This is a genomic window from Pseudomonas sp. zfem005 (genome assembly GCF_032621735.1).
GTDB classification, from domain to species: Bacteria; Pseudomonadota; Gammaproteobacteria; order Pseudomonadales; family Pseudomonadaceae; genus Metapseudomonas; species Metapseudomonas solani.
Genome location: NZ_JAVYJE010000001.1, coordinates 845,431 through 860,579, shown reverse-complemented (window position 1 = coordinate 860,579; position 15,149 = coordinate 845,431). Strand labels below are relative to the sequence as shown.

Below are 15,149 nucleotides of genomic sequence, written 5' to 3'. Positions count from 1 at the left end.
AACCGGCCCCGGCTCAGGCCGGGGTCGCCCCCTCGCTGCCCGCCCCGCCTTCCAGCTTGCGCCACAGCAGGCGGATCGCCGCCTTGCGCACCAGCGCGCAGCGGTACAGGCGGATTTCCAGCGGCACATGCCACTGCGACCCGCCACACACCGCCAGCTCACCCCGCGCCAGCTCCGCCTGGGCACTGAAGCGCGGCACCCAGGCCACGCCCATGCCCTGCAACGCCATGCTCTTGAGGCTGTCGGCCATGGCCGTCTCATAGACAGTGGTGGAGCGCAGCGCCCGCTGGCGCAGCAGCAGGTTCACCGAACGCCCGAGGAAGGCCCCGGCGGTGTAGGCCAGCAGCGGCACGCTCTGCCCGTTCTCCAGGCTGTAGAGCGGCTCGCCATTCGCGTCCACCGCGCACACCGGCAGCATCTCGGTGCTGCCCAGGTGCATGGAGGGGAAGATTTCCGGGTCCATCTGCAGGGAGGCGTCCGGATCATAGAACGCCAGGATCAGGTCGCAGCTGCCCTCGCGCAGGGAATGCACGGCATCGCCGACGTTGGTGGCGATCAGGCGGCTGGCGATGTTCAAGCCCTCGCCGCGCAGCCGCGCGATCCATTGCGGGAAGAAGCCCAGCGCCAGGGAGTGGGCGGCGGCGAACTGCAGCACCTCGCCCTGCTGCCCTTCCAGGTGATGCAGGTGGCGCACCACCTCGCCCACCTGCTCGACCATGCTGCGCGCGGTGACCAGGAACAGCTGGCCCGACTCGGTGAGTTCTACCGGCGTGCGCGAACGGTTCACCAGGGTCAGCCCCAGGGCGGCCTCCAGGCTGCGGATGCGCCGGCTGAAGGCCGGCTGGGTGACGAAGCGTTTCTCCGCCGCCTGGGAAAAGCTGCGGGTGGCGGCCAGGGCGACGAAGTCCTCCAGCCATTTGGTTTCCAGGTTCATCTCGGCCCCCTTGCCCGATTTTGGTGCACACGCTTCCCGAACGAAGCGGGTCACGGCCACATTATGCCGTTTGTGCATGACCCAGCGGATAACAGCATTGGTCGACGAATGGCTGCAAGCTTAGTCTATTGGGCATCGCGGCACTGCCCGTGTCTTCCCTGAGATGTATTACATCATGTCCTCCGCTGCATCCTTTCGTGTAGAAAAAGACCTGCTCGGCACCCTCGAAGTCCCCGCTGATGCCTACTACGGCATCCAGACCCTGCGCGCCGTGCAGAACTTCCGCCTGTCGGGCGTGCCCCTGTCGCACTACCCGAAGCTGGTGATCGCCCTGGCAATGGTCAAGCAGGCCGCCGCCGATGCCAACAAGCAGCTGGGGCACCTCAACGCGGAAAAGCACGCCGCCATCAGCGAGGCCTGTGCCCGCCTGATCCGCGGTGATTTCCACGACCAGTTCGTGGTCGACATGATCCAGGGCGGCGCCGGCACCTCTACCAACATGAACGCCAACGAGGTGATCGCCAACATCGCCCTCGAGGCCATGGGCCGCAACAAGGGCGAGTACGCCTACCTGCACCCGAACAACGACGTGAACATGGCGCAGTCCACCAACGACGCCTACCCCACCGCCATCCGCCTGGGCCTGCTGCTTGGCCACGATGCTCTGCTGGCCAGCCTCGACAGCCTGATCCAGGCCGTCGCCGCCAAGGGCGAAGAGTTCTCGCACATCCTCAAGATGGGCCGTACCCAGTTGCAGGACGCCGTGCCCATGACCCTGGGCCAGGAGTTCCACGCCTTCGCCACCACCCTGGGTGAAGACCTCGGCCGCCTGCGCAGCCTGGCGCCGGAACTGCTCACCGAAGTGAACCTCGGCGGCACCGCCATCGGCACCGGCATCAACGCCGACCCGGGCTACCAGCACCTGGCCGTCGAGCGCCTCGCCACCATCAGCGGCCAGCCGCTCAAGCCCGCCGCCGACCTGATCGAAGCCACCTCGGACATGGGCGCCTTCGTGCTCTTCTCCGGGATGCTCAAGCGCACCGCGGTCAAGCTGTCGAAGATCTGCAACGACCTGCGCCTGCTCTCCAGCGGCCCGCGTACCGGCATCAACGAGATCAACCTGCCGGCTCGCCAGCCGGGCAGCTCGATCATGCCCGGCAAGGTCAACCCGGTAATCCCGGAAGCGGTCAACCAGGTCGCCTTCGAAGTGATCGGCAACGACCTCGCCCTGACCCTGGCAGCCGAAGGCGGCCAGCTGCAGCTGAACGTGATGGAGCCGCTGATCGCCTACAAGATCTTCGACTCGATCCGCCTGCTGCAACGCGCCATGGACATGCTGCGCGAGCACTGCATCGTCGGCATCACCGCCAACGAAGCCCACTGCCGCGCGCTGATGGAGAACTCCATCGGCCTGATCACCGCACTGAACCCCTACATCGGCTACGAGAACTCCACCCGCATCGCCAAGGAAGCGCTGATCAGCGGCCGCGGCGTGCTGGAACTGGTGCGCGAGGAGAAGCTGCTGGACGAGTCCATGCTCGCCGACATCCTCCGCCCGGAAAACATGATCGCCCCGCGCCTGGTGCCCCTGAAGGCCTGACGCGACACCTGACTCACCAGGAGGGGCCCTGCCCCTTCATCCTTCAAGGATGGCGCCAGCCATCCTTTTTTTTCGCCTGTGGAAAAGGGGTTATCCACAGCCCTTTACCGGCACGGAGCCTCCCGGGATGTAGGGTGGATAACGCTCTTCTTATCCACCGAGCAGAGCCGATCCCAGCAACGATGCCCACTGCCCGGTAGGAGCGAATTCATTCGCGATGGAGCCGCAGCCACCCGGGGCTATCCAGCGGGCGACAAGCCTTTTCGCGGCTGAAGCCGCTCCCACGACAAGCACCGCAAGCGCCGGTGAATCGGAGCCAACCTCAACGCCGAAACGGTGGACCGATGGAGCGGGGTCCACCCTACATCGACCGACACGCCGTGCCCACACGGACCCTCCCGCTGGGTAGGGTGGATAACGCTCTTTTTATCCACCAAGCGGAGCCGATCCCGGCACCTCTGCTCACCCCGTGGGAGCGAATTCATTCGCGATCGGGCCGCAGCCACCTGAGACTATCCAGCTGGCTGCAGACCTCTTCGCGGCTGAAGCCGCTCCTACAAGTGCCCCCAACATCTGCCGGTTACAGCCTCCACGCCTTGCGCAACGCCGCCAGGGCCTTGGCGATCTCCGCCTCGGGCACGGCGGCGAAGCCCAGCACCAGCCCGGCGCGGTTATCCACAGGCGGTTCCTCCCCCGGCAGCCAGTAGCTGCTCAGGCCGTTCAACTCCACGCCTGCTTGTTCGGCCGCCGCGATCAACTCGCGCTCGCGAGCGAGGCTGTCGACCCGCACGCACAGGTGCAGCCCGGCCTCCACCGCCGGCATCGGCGCGCAGCCGGGGATATCCACAGGCCAACCGGCCAGCAGCGCGTCGCGTCGGCTGCGGGCGGCGGCGCGCATGCGGCGGATGTGCCGCTGGAAGTGCCCGGCGGCGATGAACTCGGCCATCACCGCCTGGGTACCGATCTCCGAATGGCGCATGTCCAGGGCACGGCGCCGGGCGAAGGGCTCCACCAGGGCCGGCGGCAGCACCAGGTAGCCCAGGCGCAGCGCCGGGAAGGCGATCTTGCAGAAGGTGCCGACGTAGAGCACCCGGCCCTGCCGGTCCAGCGCCGCCAGAGGGGCCAGGGGCGTGCCGCTGTAGCGGTACTCGCCGTCGTAGTCGTCCTCGACTATCCAGCCGTCGTGGCGCTCGGCCCAGTCCAGCAGCTCCAGGCGCCGCGCCAGGCTCAGGGTCACCCCGGTGGGGTACTGGTGGGACGGCGTGACATAGGTGAGGCGGCAATCCCCGGCTCGCTCCAGGGCGGCGGTATCCAGCCCATCCGCGTCCACCGGGATGCCGGCGAGCTGCGCACCGGCCACGGAGAAGGCATGGCCGGCGGCGCGGTAGCCGGGGTTCTCGATGGCCACCCGGTCCCCCGGCTCCACCAGCAGTTGTGCACAGAGGCTGATGGCCTGCTGGGCGCCACAGGTGACGATCACCTGCGCCGGGTCGCAGTGCAGCCCCCGGCCGTTGCGCAGGTAGGCGGCGATCAGCTCGCGCAGCTGCCAGTCGCCGGCCGGGTCGCCATAGCCCAGGCGCGCCGGCGAGGGTTTGCGCCAGAAGCGCGCCGAGAGCCGCGCCCAGGTCTCGAAGGGGAACAGGTCGAAGGCTGGCACGCCAACGCGGAAGGCACGGGGTGGCCCGATCAGCGGCCGGCTCAGGTGATGGGCTTGCAGGCGCTGCAGCGCCTCGCTCGTCGCGGCCTTGGCCTGCACGGCGGGCGCCGGCCGCGAGGCTGTGGATAACTCCGCCACATAGGTGCCATCGCCGATGCGGCCCTCCACGTAACCCTCGGCGTAGAGCTGGTCGAAGGCGCGGGTCACGGTATTGCGCGAGATGCCCAGCAGCGCCGCCAGGTCGCGGCTCGCCGGCAGCCGCGTGCCGCTTTGCAGGCGGCCATCGAGAATGCGTTCGCGCAGCCCCTCGTAGAGCTGGCGGGCCAGACCCTGGCGCGCATCGAGGCGGATGCCGGAAAGATCGACGGGGAGCGGCACGGCAATCGGCATGGATTGGCCCTATGGAAGTCGAAGGAAATGGCTCTTACAACGGGCCAATATCCTGCCTAGGATGTTTCCATCACGCCAGGAGATTCGCCATGTACCTGCCCGCCTCCTTCCGCCAGGAAGACCTCGCCGAACTGCACCTGCAGATGCGCCAGAGCCGCCTGGCCACGCTGGTCTGCCAGGGCGCCGACGGCCTGGTGGCCAGCCACCTGCCATTGCTGCTGGAAGCCGGCGAAGGCGAGTACGGCACCCTCTATGGTCACTTCGCCAAGGCCAACCCGCAGTGGCGCGCGCTGGCCGACGGCGCCGAGGCGCTGGTGGTGTTCAACGGCCCCGACGCCTACGTCAGCCCGGCCTGGTACGCGGCCAAGGCCGAGCACGGCAAGGTGGTGCCGACCTGGAACTACATCGCCGTGCACGCCTACGGCCAGGCCGAGGTGTTCGACGACGCCGAGCGCCTGCTGCAGCTGGTCGGCCGCCTCAGCGACCAGCACGAAGCCGGGCGCCCGCAACCCTGGGCGCTGAGCGATGCGCCGCGCGACTACATCGACGCCATGCTGCGCGCCATCGTCGGCTTCGCCCTGCCCATTCGCCGTCTGGAAGGCAAATGGAAGCTCGGCCAGAACCGCAGCCAGGCCGACCAGGCCGGCGTACGCGAAGGCCTGGCCGGCAGCGCCGACGGGCGCGACCGCGAACTGGCCCAGCGCATGGCCCCCACTCTCTGAACCCCCCTGAAAGGAAGCAGCATGTCCCTCGAAATCCGCCCGGTCAGCGCCGCCGACCACGCCGTTTGGCTGCCGCTGTGGCAGGGCTACCAGCGTTTCTACAAGACCGAGATCGCCGCCGACACCACCGAGCAGACCTGGCAGCGCTTCCTCGATGGCACCGAACCCATGCACGCCGCCCTCGCCTGGCAGGGCGACCGCGCCGTCGGCCTGGTGCACTTCATCTATCACCGCTCCTGCTGGACGGTGGGCGACTACTGCTACCTGCAGGACCTCTACGTGCAGGACGGCCTGCGCGGTGCCGGCGTAGGCCGCGCGCTGATCGAGCACGTCTACGCCCAGGCCCGGGCCGCCGGCGCCTCGCGGGTGCACTGGCTGACCCATGAAACCAACACCGACGCCATGCAACTCTATGACCGCATCGCCGATCGCTCCGGCTTCCTCCAGTACCGCAAGCTGCTCTGACCAGGAATCTTCCATGAACGACGAAACACAACTCGACTGGCAACCCGTACCCGTCCCGGCCCACGCGCCCCTCGACGGTCGCTTCGTGCGCCTGGAACCGGTGGATGCCAGCCGCCATGGCGACGACCTCTGGCCTGCGCTGCAAAGCCCGGATGGCGACCCCCGCCTGTGGGACTACCTCGGCTATGGCCCCTTCGCCGAGCGCGCGGCCTTCGACGCCTGGCTGGCGGGCAACCAGGCCAGCATCGACCCGCTGTTCTTCACCGTGATCGACCGCGCCAGCGGCCGCGCCGTGGGCCTGCTCAGCTACCTGCGCATCGCCCCCAACGACGGCTGCATCGAGATCGGCCACATCGCCTTCGGCGCCCCCATGCAGCGCTCGCCCGCCTCCACCGAGGCGGTCTACCTGCTGGCGCGCCTGGCCATGAGCGAGCTCGGCTACCGCCGCCTGGAGTGGAAGTGCAACGCCCTCAACGCCCGCTCCATGCGCGCCGCCGAGCGCCTGGGCTTCACCTATGAAGGGCTGTTCCGCCAGCACATGGTGGTCAAGGGCCGTAACCGCGACACCGCCTGGTTCTCCATCATCGACAGCGAATGGCCAGCGGTGCGCGACGCCTTCGAGGGCTGGCTGGCTGTGGATAACTTTGACGCCAACGGCCAGCAAAAGCGCCGCCTCGAGGATTTCAGGAAAGCCTAAAGGCGGGCCACGCCTCGTAGGATGGGTAGAGCAGCGCGAAACCCATGCGGTCATGGGTCACTCCGCAATGATGGGTTTCGCTTCGCCCGGGGACACCGCCCCAGCCCCCACGTAAACGGGAGCCCATCAAGAAAAAGCTCCCTTATTCCGGTAACCCTTCTGTTACGAAACCGTAAGACTTCTTCCTTATAAACAGCGGCCAGCCAACAAGATCACGACAAAGGTTGCCGCCATGAACCGCACGCTGTCTCCGCTCGCCCGCTGCGTCGCCCTCGCCCTGACCGGTTTCTCCACCTTCGCTGGTGCCGCCACCGTCACCGTGAACACCGCCACCACCACCGGCCAGGTGCTCACCGGGGAAACCACCCTGCAGGTAGGCAGTGCAGGCAGCATCACCACCAGCGGCAAGAGCGTGGAACTGAAAAACGCCACCAGCGGCGCCGGGGTGATCGTCGACAACAGCGGCCTGATCAAGTCCACCGGCGATCGCGGCCTCGACAGCTCGGGCAGCAACCCCTCGCGCACCTACCAGATCATCAACCGCGAAGGCGCCACCATCGACGCCTCCAAGCAGGGCATCCGCATCAGCGGCGACCTGGCCGGCACCCACGTGACCATCGACAACGCCGGCACCCTCATTTCCCAGACCGACCGCGCGATCATGCTCAAGGACCTCAAGACCAATGTGCAGATCGACATCACCAACCGCGCCACCGGCCTGATCCGCGGTGTGCGCGAAGACGCCATGCGCGTCGGCAACAACGCCACCATCACCAACTACGGCACCATCAGCAGCGGCGACATGACCAACGCCGACGCCAAGTTCGACGGCATCGACTTCGACGCCTCCACCGGCGGCAAGGTGGAGAACCACGGCACCCTCTCCGGCGGCCGCCACGGCATCACCACCGATGTCGGCGCCGAACTGATCAACTACGCCGATGGCGTGGTCATCGGCCGCAACGGCTCGGGCTTCGGCTCCGACGGCAATGGCCGCGTCACCAACTACGGGCGCATCACCGGTGCCTACAGCGGCCTGGTGCCGGACGGCGACGGTGACGGCGTGGACATCGACGGCGAAGGCTGGATCGACAACCACGGCATCATCGAAGGCACCGGTGCCGGCGGCTTCAAGGACGGCTCGGCCAACACCAGCGAAGGCATCGCCATGGGCGGCGGCACCATCTACAACCGCGCCGGCGCCAGCATCAGCGGCGCGGCCAACGCCATCCTCATCGACGACAGCGCCACCGGCGGCGCCCCCTATGCCACCTACCTGGAGAACTTCGGGCAGATCCTCGGCCTGGGCGGCGATGCCGTGCGCATCATCGGCGACAAGAACGACACCGTGATCAACGGTGGCCTGATCAGCAGCACCGGCGGCGTGGCCCTGGACCTGGGCGGCGGCGCCGACAGCCTGACCCTGCGCAGCGGCAGCCAGTTCGTCGGCCTGGTGGACGGCGGCGCCGGCCGCGATGTGCTGACCCTGGACGATGTCGGCGGCGGCAGCTTCGGCAACAGCGCCAACTTCGAGTGGCTGAAGGTCAGCGCCGGCCGCTGGACCCTGGACACGCAAGACTTCAGCGAAGGCGGCGAAGTGCTGGCCGGCGCCGAGCTGATCAACCTCGGCCGCATCGGCGGCACCCTGGGCGTCGCCTCGGGCGCCACCTACGCCGGCGGCGGCCATGTGGATAACCTCAACCTGGCCGCCGGCTCCACTCTGGCCTTCGCCGTAGCCGCCGATGGCAGCCACAGCCCGCTGCTGGCCGACGGGCACGTCGCCCTCGATGGCGCCCGCCTGGACGTCCGCGCCAGCGCCGGCACCTACCCGAACACCAGCCACTACCAGGTGATCCAGGCCGCCGACGGCGTCAGCGGCCGCTTCGCCAGCGTCACCAGCAACTTCGCCTTCCTCACCCCGACCCTGCGCTACGAAGCCGACAGCGTGGAGCTGGACCTGACCCGCAACGACGTTGCCTTCGCCGACGTGGCCAACAACGGCAACGGCGCCAATGTCGCCAACAGCATCAGCGCCCAGGGCAGCCCTCAGCTGTACAACGCCCTGGTCACCAGCAGCACCAGCGAAGCCCGCGACGCGCTCAACCAGCTGGCTGCACCGAACAACGCCAGCCTCGCCGGCAGCACCCTGGGCAGCACCAGCCAGGTCAGCGGCGCCATGCTCGGCGCCCTGCAATCCTTCAGCGGTGGCCTCGGCGGCAACCTGCAGAGTTCGCTGAACGTCGAAGACGGCCCGCTGCTGGCCGCCACCGGCGTGCCGGCGGATGCCCGCAATCTCAACGACCCGTCCGCCCGCGGCCGTCTCTGGGTCCAGGCCCTGGGCAGCCACGGCAACCTCGACGGCAGCCAGGGCGGCCATGACCTGGACAGCGACACCCGTGGCGCCGTGGTCGGCGCCGACTGGGCCATGGGCAGCGACTGGCGCCTGGGCGTGCTCGGCGGTTATTCGCGCACCGACCTGGAGGCCGGCAGCGGCTTCGAAGGCGATGTCGACAGCCTGCACCTGGGCGTCTACGGCCTGCGCCAGGACGGCCCGGTGGCCCTGCGCCTGGGCGCCGCCTACAGCCGCCACGACGGCGACAGCAAGCGCGACGTGGCCTTCGGCGGCTTCACCGACCACCTGCGCGGCAGCTACGACGCCGAAAGCTTCCAGGCCTTCACCGAGGTGGGTTACGCCATGGGCAGCGGCAACATCCAGGCCGAACCCTTCGCCGGCATCGGCTACCAGTACTACGCCCGCGACAGCTACGACGAGAAAGGCGGCGCCGCCGCCCTGCACGTGGACGACCAGGACCAGGGCAACCTCACCAGCACCTTCGGCGTGCGCATCGCCCGCCTCGACACCCTGGACAACGGCATGGCCTTCACCCCGCGCCTCTCGGTGGCCTGGCGCCACGTCTACGGCAACGTCGACAGCAGCACCCGCCAGTCCTTCCTCAGCGGCGGCAGCGCCTTCAGCGTCGAAGGCAGCGCCCTGGACCGCAACAGCCTGCTGCTGGACGCCGGCTTCGACATCGGCCTGAGCAGCACCCAGAGCATCGGCCTCGGCTACAGCGGCGAGCTGGGTGGCAATGCGCAGAACCACGCCATCGTCGCCCAGTGGCAGATGGGGTTCTAAACGCAAAGGGGCCGCTACGCGGCCCTTCGCGGCTGAAGCCGCTCCCACGGGTGGCGCCGAGCGTCGCCCGCACTGTGGAGCATCCCGCTGGGTAGGGTGGATAACGCTCTTTTATCCACCGAGCGGAGCCCATCCCAGCACCACTGCTAACCCGTGGAAATTCATTCGCGATGGAGTCAATCGCCACCTGCCACGCTGTTCGGGTGGCAGATTCTTCGCGGCTGAAGCCGCTCCCACAGGGGGGCACTGCGCACTGGCCGAGCAGGGAGGCATCCTGAAGTACCGCGACGGTGGACCGGTGAAGCGGGGTCCACCCTACGGTCGCCGGATGCGGCGTGCCTCGGAATGCGGCTCGAGCCCCTACAACCCGCGAAGCGCTTCCTTCAATAGGCGCGGCAGGCCCCCAGGGCCACGGTTTCCAGCAGGCGTTCCTTGCGCTGGCTTTCGCCGTCGAACTCGGCGATCGGGGGTTGGTGGCTGGCGGGGTTGGTGAAGGCGAGGCTGACCATCAGCTTGTAGGTCTGGTAGCGGTTGCGCACCGGGCGAGTGCCGGGGCAGTCGGGGAAGTTGCCGCTCTCGGTCACCAGCACTTCCTGGCAGTTTTCATCGTCCAGGTGCTTTTCATAGCGGTCGGTGCCGCTGCGGTAGGTCTTGCCGGCGCATTTGAGGCGGCGCACCGACTTGCTGCAGAATCCCGGCGCCGTACAGCTCTCGCTGCTGTCGCGCTCCGCCCGGTCTTCCTTGGACTCGCGCCAGTAGGCGCGGATGTCGTAGCGCAGCCCGCTCTCCCGGCTGGCGAGGAAGAAGGAGCGGCCGGAATAGGCTTCCGACGGCACGCTCACGCTGAAGTCGCTGCGCTCGTTGTGCAGGCGCATGTCGGCGGACCACATGGGCTTCGGGTTGAACTCCAGCCCCATATGGCCCTGGCGCAGTTGCACCTCGTCGCTCAATTGCAGGGGCTGGCTGTCGCGGGTGTAGAGGTAGCCCTGGCTGCTGAGGTTGTTGAGGCCGCTGCAGCCGGCCAGGGAAAGGCCCAGCAGGCCCATGAGCAGGGAGGTCGGCAGCGCGCGTCGAGTGCGGGCCGGTGGAACAGGAAGCATGGCGTTCATTCCTTGATCAGAAGATTGCAGTCCGTGGTCGAGGTAGCGGCTAGGCCGCTCACTCGATCTCGAACAGCCCGTTCTTCAACGGCGCGACATCCAGGCGCTGGCGGATGTCGGCGTCGATGCGCGGGTCGTCGGGGCGGTAGAGCATCACCTGGCGGTAGGCGCTGACACGGTTGATCTCCGGGCCCAGGTACTCCCACACCACGCGGGTGCAGGCGGGGTTGCGGCGGTCGCCGCTGGAGACGCCGGTCTTCAAACCGTTGAGGCGGGTGATGCGGCTCTTGAAGCTGGGGATGAGGATGGTCTGGCTCATCTCGTTGACGGTGAGCGACTCGTAGTCCATCAGGAACACCCGGTCCTGCAACTGGAAGGCGGCGCCCAGGTAGCGGCAGCGCACCCAGTCCTCGGCCTGCACGTCGGTGCTGCTGGAACGCTCCTGGCGTTCCTGGCGCTCGAAGAGGAAGGTGCCGCGCTCCTCCCACAGGTGCACCAGGGACAGCAGGATGGTGCCGGGCACCGACATGCAGTTGGAGTATTCGAAGTAGTAGCCGCAGTAACGCGACAGGTTGCCGGACTCCTCGCGCAGCGGGCGCAGCAGCTGCAACAACGGGTCGTCGCTGGGCACACTGCTGTCGTGGGGACGGCGAGCGCCGATCAGGCGAGCGAACGGCTCGGGCGGCATACCGAGTTCGTAGTCCTCGACGCCGAAGAAATCGCCTATACGCTTGAGGTTGTAAGCCGTGGGTACGCTCTGGCCGTTGAGGTACTTGTTGAACTGTGCCCGATTGATCGAAAGCTTGCGGCAAACCTCGGAGATAGAGCGGTAGTGGCTGCACAGCAACTTCAGGTTGGCACCTAGATTGTTCGACAAGTCCCGGCCCTCCAGTTGACGCGAGCGGCGCGATTATAGCGTCAACTCGCAACAAGTGGTTACAAGCTGCGAAATTGCCCCGGGCGGGCTGCTTCCTCAAACATGCCCACCCTCCAGGCGCAGTGACGTTCGTATCCACTGCCGCTCCGAACAACAACAAACTGGATCAGGTGAAACGCCATGCTCGATCTGCTCAATGACTTCCTCTGGGGCAAACTGCTGATCGTGGTCCTCGTGGGCCTCGGACTCTTCTTCACCCTTGCCTCCCGCTTCGTCCAGCTGCGCTACTTCGGCGACATGTTCCGCATCTTCGGCCAGGCGCTGCAGCGCAAGGAAGGCCAGCTCAGTTCGTTCCAGGCCCTGATGCTTTCCGTAGCAGGCCGTGTCGGCGCCGGCAACATCGCCGGCGTAGCCGTGGCCATCATGCTCGGCGGCCCCGGCGCGGTGTTCTGGATGTGGGTGGTGGCCCTGCTGGGCATGGCAACCAGCTACTTCGAGTGCTCCCTCGCGCAGCTGTACAAGCGCCGCGAAGCGGACGGCACCTACCGTGGCGGCCCGGCCTTCTACATCCTGCACGGCCTCGGCCAGCGCTGGCTGGCGGTGATCTTCTCGTTCCTGCTGCTGGTGACCTTCGGCTTCGGCTTCAACGCCGTGCAGTCCTTCACCGTGGCCACTTCGCTGCACGACACCTTCGGCCTGCCCACTTGGATCAGCGGCATCGCCCTGGTCGGCGTGATCGGGATGATCGTCTTCGGCGGCATCAAGCGCATCGCCAGCATGGCCGACGTGATGGTTCCGGTGATGGCCGGCGGCTACATCCTCATGGCCCTGGTGATCATCGGCATGAACCTGTCCGAGGTTCCCGCCACCCTGGCCCTGATCGTCAAGAGCGCCTTCGGCCTCGAGCCGGCCTTCGCCGGTGGCGTCGGTGCGGCCATCATCATGGGCGTCAAGCGCGGCCTGTTCTCCAACGAAGCCGGCTTGGGCAGCGCGCCCAACGTGGCTGCCGTCGCCGAGGTCAAGCACCCCGCTGCCCAGGGCATCGTGCAGTCCCTCAGCGTGTTCATCGACACCCTGCTGATCTGCACCAGCACCGCGCTGATCATCCTGCTCTCCGGCGTCTACCAGCCGGGCAGTGAAATGGCCGGCGTGGTCCTCACCCAGGCGGCCCTGGCGGCCGAGGTGGGCGAGTGGGGCCGCATCTTCGTGAGCATGGCGCTGCTGCTCTTCGTCTTCACCACCCTGGTCTACAACTACTACCTGGGTGAGAACGCCCTGAGCTTCTTCAGCTCCAAGCGCGCCTTGCTGATCGTCTACCGCGCACTGGTCATGGCGCTGGTGCTGTGGGGCTCCATGCAGGACCTGTCCACCGTGTTCGGTTTCGCCGACGTCACCATGGGCCTGCTGGCCGTGGTCAACCTGGTGGCCATCACCCTGCTGTTCAAGGTCGGCATGCGCCTGATGCGTGACTACGACGCCCAGGTCAAGGCCGGCATCGACACCCCGGTGTTCGACGCCAGCAAGTTCGCCGACCTGGACCTGGACCATGCCGCCTGGCCGGTCGCCAAGGCGTCCGAGAGTGCGCCGCAGCAGGCCCCCGCCGACCTGGCGGAAAGCCACCGCTAAGCGCCCTTTCGCGCGGCACCGGATGCCGCTTCTCCGCCCTGCGGGGAAGCGGCATCGTCGTATCAGGCAAAGGTTTTTCTGGTGGGATCGGCTCGCGATGGCAGCCTGATTCAGCGTTATGCTGGCCCACCGTTTTATTCCCGAGTGAGCAGGGCAAGGCATGAGCGCAGTCAACAACCTCTTCGTCCTCTATACCGGCGGCACCATCGGCATGCTGCAGACGGCCCAAGGCCTGGCCCCGGCCGGTGGCTTCGAGGCGCGCATGCGCGAGCACCTGGCCAGCAGCGGTGCGCCGGCGCCGCAATTCGCCTTCCACGAAATGCTGCCGCTGCTGGACAGCGCCAACATGACCCAGGCCCAGTGGCTGGCCATGCGCGACCGCATAGTCGATGCAGTGGTCGAAAGCGGCCACGACGCCGTGCTGCTGCTGCACGGCACCGACACCCTGGCCTACAGCGCCGCCGCCCTGAGCTTCCTGCTGCTGGGCCTCGGCGTGCCGGTGGTGCTCACCGGCGCCATGCTCCCGGCGGGCGCCGAAGGCAGCGATGCCTGGCCCAACCTGTGTGGCGCACTCGCGGCCCTGCAAACCGGCGTGGAGCCGGGCGTGCACCTGTATTTCAACGGCGAGCTGATGCATGGCGCGCGGGTGAGCAAGCTGCGCAGCGACGCCTTCGACGCCTTCACCGTGCTGCCACGCCAGCGCAGCGGCGAACGTGCCGACGTTCTGCCCGCCCTGCTCGGCTTCAACACCCGTCGCGCACCGGTGAATCTGGCAGTGCTGCCGCTGTTCCCCGGCCTGCAGGCGAACCATGTGCAGGCGCTGCTGGATTCCGGCGTGCAAGGTCTGTTGCTGGAGTGCTACGGCAGCGGCACCGGCCCGTCCGACAACGCCGAGCTGCTGGCTGTGCTCAAGGCCGCGCACCAGCGCGGCGTGGTGCTGGCCGCCATCAGCCAGTGCCCGGCCGGGCATGTGGAATTCGGCGTCTACGCCGCCGGCAGCCAACTGGCGGCCAGCGGCCTGGTTTCGGCCGGCGGCATGACCCGCGAAGCCGCCCTGGCCAAGCTCTTCGCCCTCATCGGCGCCGGCCTCGCCCCCGCCGATGTCGAACGCTGGTTCGCCCTGGACCTGTGCGGCGAACGGGTAGCCTGATGGACCTGTAGGGGCGACTTCAGTCGCCAAGGGCCGCGCCGCGGCCCCAACCACCGCCCGCACGACCTAACCGGCGTGCGTAGGGTGGACCCCGCTTCACCGGTCCACCGTGGCGGAGCTCCAGGCGACACCGCCGGTGGACGTAAAGAGCGACGTCCACCCTACATCTCGAGCAAGTCCGCGTAGGGGCGACTTCAGTCGCCAAGGGCCGCACAGCGGCCCCAACCACCACCCGCACGACCTAACCGGCGTGCGTAGGGTGGACCCCGCTTCACCGGTCCACCATTGCGGAGCTCCAGACGACACCGCCGGTGGACGTGAAGAGCGACGTCCGCCCTACCTCCGACTCAGGTCACCTCACCCCGGATGTACTGCTCCAGGTGCTGGATCAGCGCGTCCTGTTCGGCGATGGCTTCCTTGACCAGGTCGCCGATGGACAGCAAGCCGACCAGTCGGCCGTCTTCCACCACCGGCAGGTGGCGCAGGTGGCGGTCGGTCATCAGCGCCATGCACTCGCGGATGCTTTGCCGGCCATTCACCGTCAGCACCGCTTCGGTCATGAATTCGCGCACTGGCGTGACCACCGACGAACGCCCTTGCAGTACACCCCGGCGGGCGTAGTCACGCTCGCTGACGATGCCCACCAGGCGGCCCTCCTCGACCACCGGCAGGGCGCCGATATTGTGTTCGGCCAGCAGGCGCAGGGCATCGAGCATCGGCACTTCGGCGCCGACGGTGTGCACCTGCTGGAGCGGCTTGGCGTGGAGCATCTGGGCAACGGTCTTCATCGGTGAA

Annotated in this window: 12 protein-coding genes; 7 read left to right on the top strand and 5 right to left on the bottom strand. The window is 67.6% G+C overall.

The annotated features are described in order from the left end of the window. Positions 1-13: 13 nt before the first annotated feature. Positions 14-934, bottom strand: a complete 921-nt coding sequence (locus RTW82_RS03995; protein WP_316924312.1) for a LysR substrate-binding domain-containing protein — start codon at positions 932-934, stop codon at positions 14-16. A 175-nt stretch (positions 935-1,109) separates the two neighbouring features. Between RTW82_RS03995 and RTW82_RS03990 the strand changes: the two genes are divergently transcribed. Beyond that, positions 1,110-2,534 (top strand): aspartate ammonia-lyase, encoded by a 1,425-nt coding sequence (locus tag RTW82_RS03990; RefSeq protein WP_043243088.1) that lies wholly within the window; start codon positions 1,110-1,112, stop codon positions 2,532-2,534. Positions 2,535-3,114: 580 nt separating this feature from the next. Here the strand turns inward: RTW82_RS03990 and RTW82_RS03985 are convergent. Then, positions 3,115-4,581 (bottom strand): PLP-dependent aminotransferase family protein, encoded by a 1,467-nt coding sequence (locus RTW82_RS03985; protein ID WP_316924311.1) that lies wholly within the window; start codon positions 4,579-4,581, stop codon positions 3,115-3,117. A gap of 89 nt (positions 4,582-4,670) precedes the next feature. Between RTW82_RS03985 and RTW82_RS03980 the strand changes: the two genes are divergently transcribed. The 4 genes from RTW82_RS03980 to RTW82_RS03965 all read left to right on the top strand — a co-directional run bounded on the left by RTW82_RS03980 (position 4,671) and on the right by RTW82_RS03965 (position 9,601). Beyond that, positions 4,671-5,303 (top strand): FMN-binding negative transcriptional regulator, encoded by a 633-nt coding sequence (locus RTW82_RS03980; RefSeq protein ID WP_316924310.1) that lies wholly within the window; start codon positions 4,671-4,673, stop codon positions 5,301-5,303. Positions 5,304-5,324: 21 nt separating this feature from the next. Beyond that, positions 5,325-5,768 (top strand): GNAT family N-acetyltransferase, encoded by a 444-nt coding sequence (locus RTW82_RS03975; protein ID WP_316924309.1) that lies wholly within the window; start codon positions 5,325-5,327, stop codon positions 5,766-5,768. A gap of 13 nt (positions 5,769-5,781) precedes the next feature. Next, positions 5,782-6,465, top strand: a complete 684-nt coding sequence (locus RTW82_RS03970; protein WP_316924308.1) for a GNAT family protein — start codon at positions 5,782-5,784, stop codon at positions 6,463-6,465. Between the two features lie 232 nt (positions 6,466-6,697). Then, the gene (locus tag RTW82_RS03965) at positions 6,698-9,601 is read left to right on the top strand and encodes an autotransporter domain-containing protein (RefSeq protein ID WP_316924307.1); all 2,904 of its coding nucleotides are present in this window, start codon (positions 6,698-6,700) and stop codon (positions 9,599-9,601) included. 383 nt (positions 9,602-9,984) lie between these two features. Here RTW82_RS03965 and RTW82_RS03960 read toward each other — a convergent pair whose 3' ends face one another. Continuing rightward, on the bottom strand, positions 9,985-10,701 hold the full coding sequence (locus RTW82_RS03960; RefSeq protein WP_271659449.1) for a hypothetical protein: 717 nt from the start codon (positions 10,699-10,701) through the stop codon (positions 9,985-9,987). A gap of 58 nt (positions 10,702-10,759) precedes the next feature. Further along, entirely contained in the window at positions 10,760-11,578 is an 819-nt protein-coding gene (locus RTW82_RS03955; protein WP_111259165.1) for a helix-turn-helix domain-containing protein, read from the bottom strand. 180 nt (positions 11,579-11,758) lie between these two features. On the opposite strand from RTW82_RS03955, the gene RTW82_RS03950 reads away from it, so the two are divergent. Together RTW82_RS03950 and RTW82_RS03945 are read left to right on the top strand one after the other, a co-directional pair. After that, complete coding sequence (locus tag RTW82_RS03950; RefSeq protein WP_316924306.1) at positions 11,759-13,204, top strand: alanine/glycine:cation symporter family protein; 1,446 nt, start codon at positions 11,759-11,761, stop codon at positions 13,202-13,204. A 160-nt stretch (positions 13,205-13,364) separates the two neighbouring features. Next, positions 13,365-14,354, top strand: coding sequence for an asparaginase (locus RTW82_RS03945; RefSeq protein WP_316924305.1), 990 nt, complete (start codon positions 13,365-13,367; stop codon positions 14,352-14,354). A 347-nt stretch (positions 14,355-14,701) separates the two neighbouring features. On the opposite strand, the gene RTW82_RS03940 is transcribed toward RTW82_RS03945, so the two are convergent. Beyond that, positions 14,702-15,142: a CBS domain-containing protein gene (locus RTW82_RS03940; RefSeq protein ID WP_043243071.1), complete on the bottom strand. Its 441-nt coding sequence runs from the start codon at positions 15,140-15,142 to the stop codon at positions 14,702-14,704. Positions 15,143-15,149: the final 7 nt, after the last annotated feature.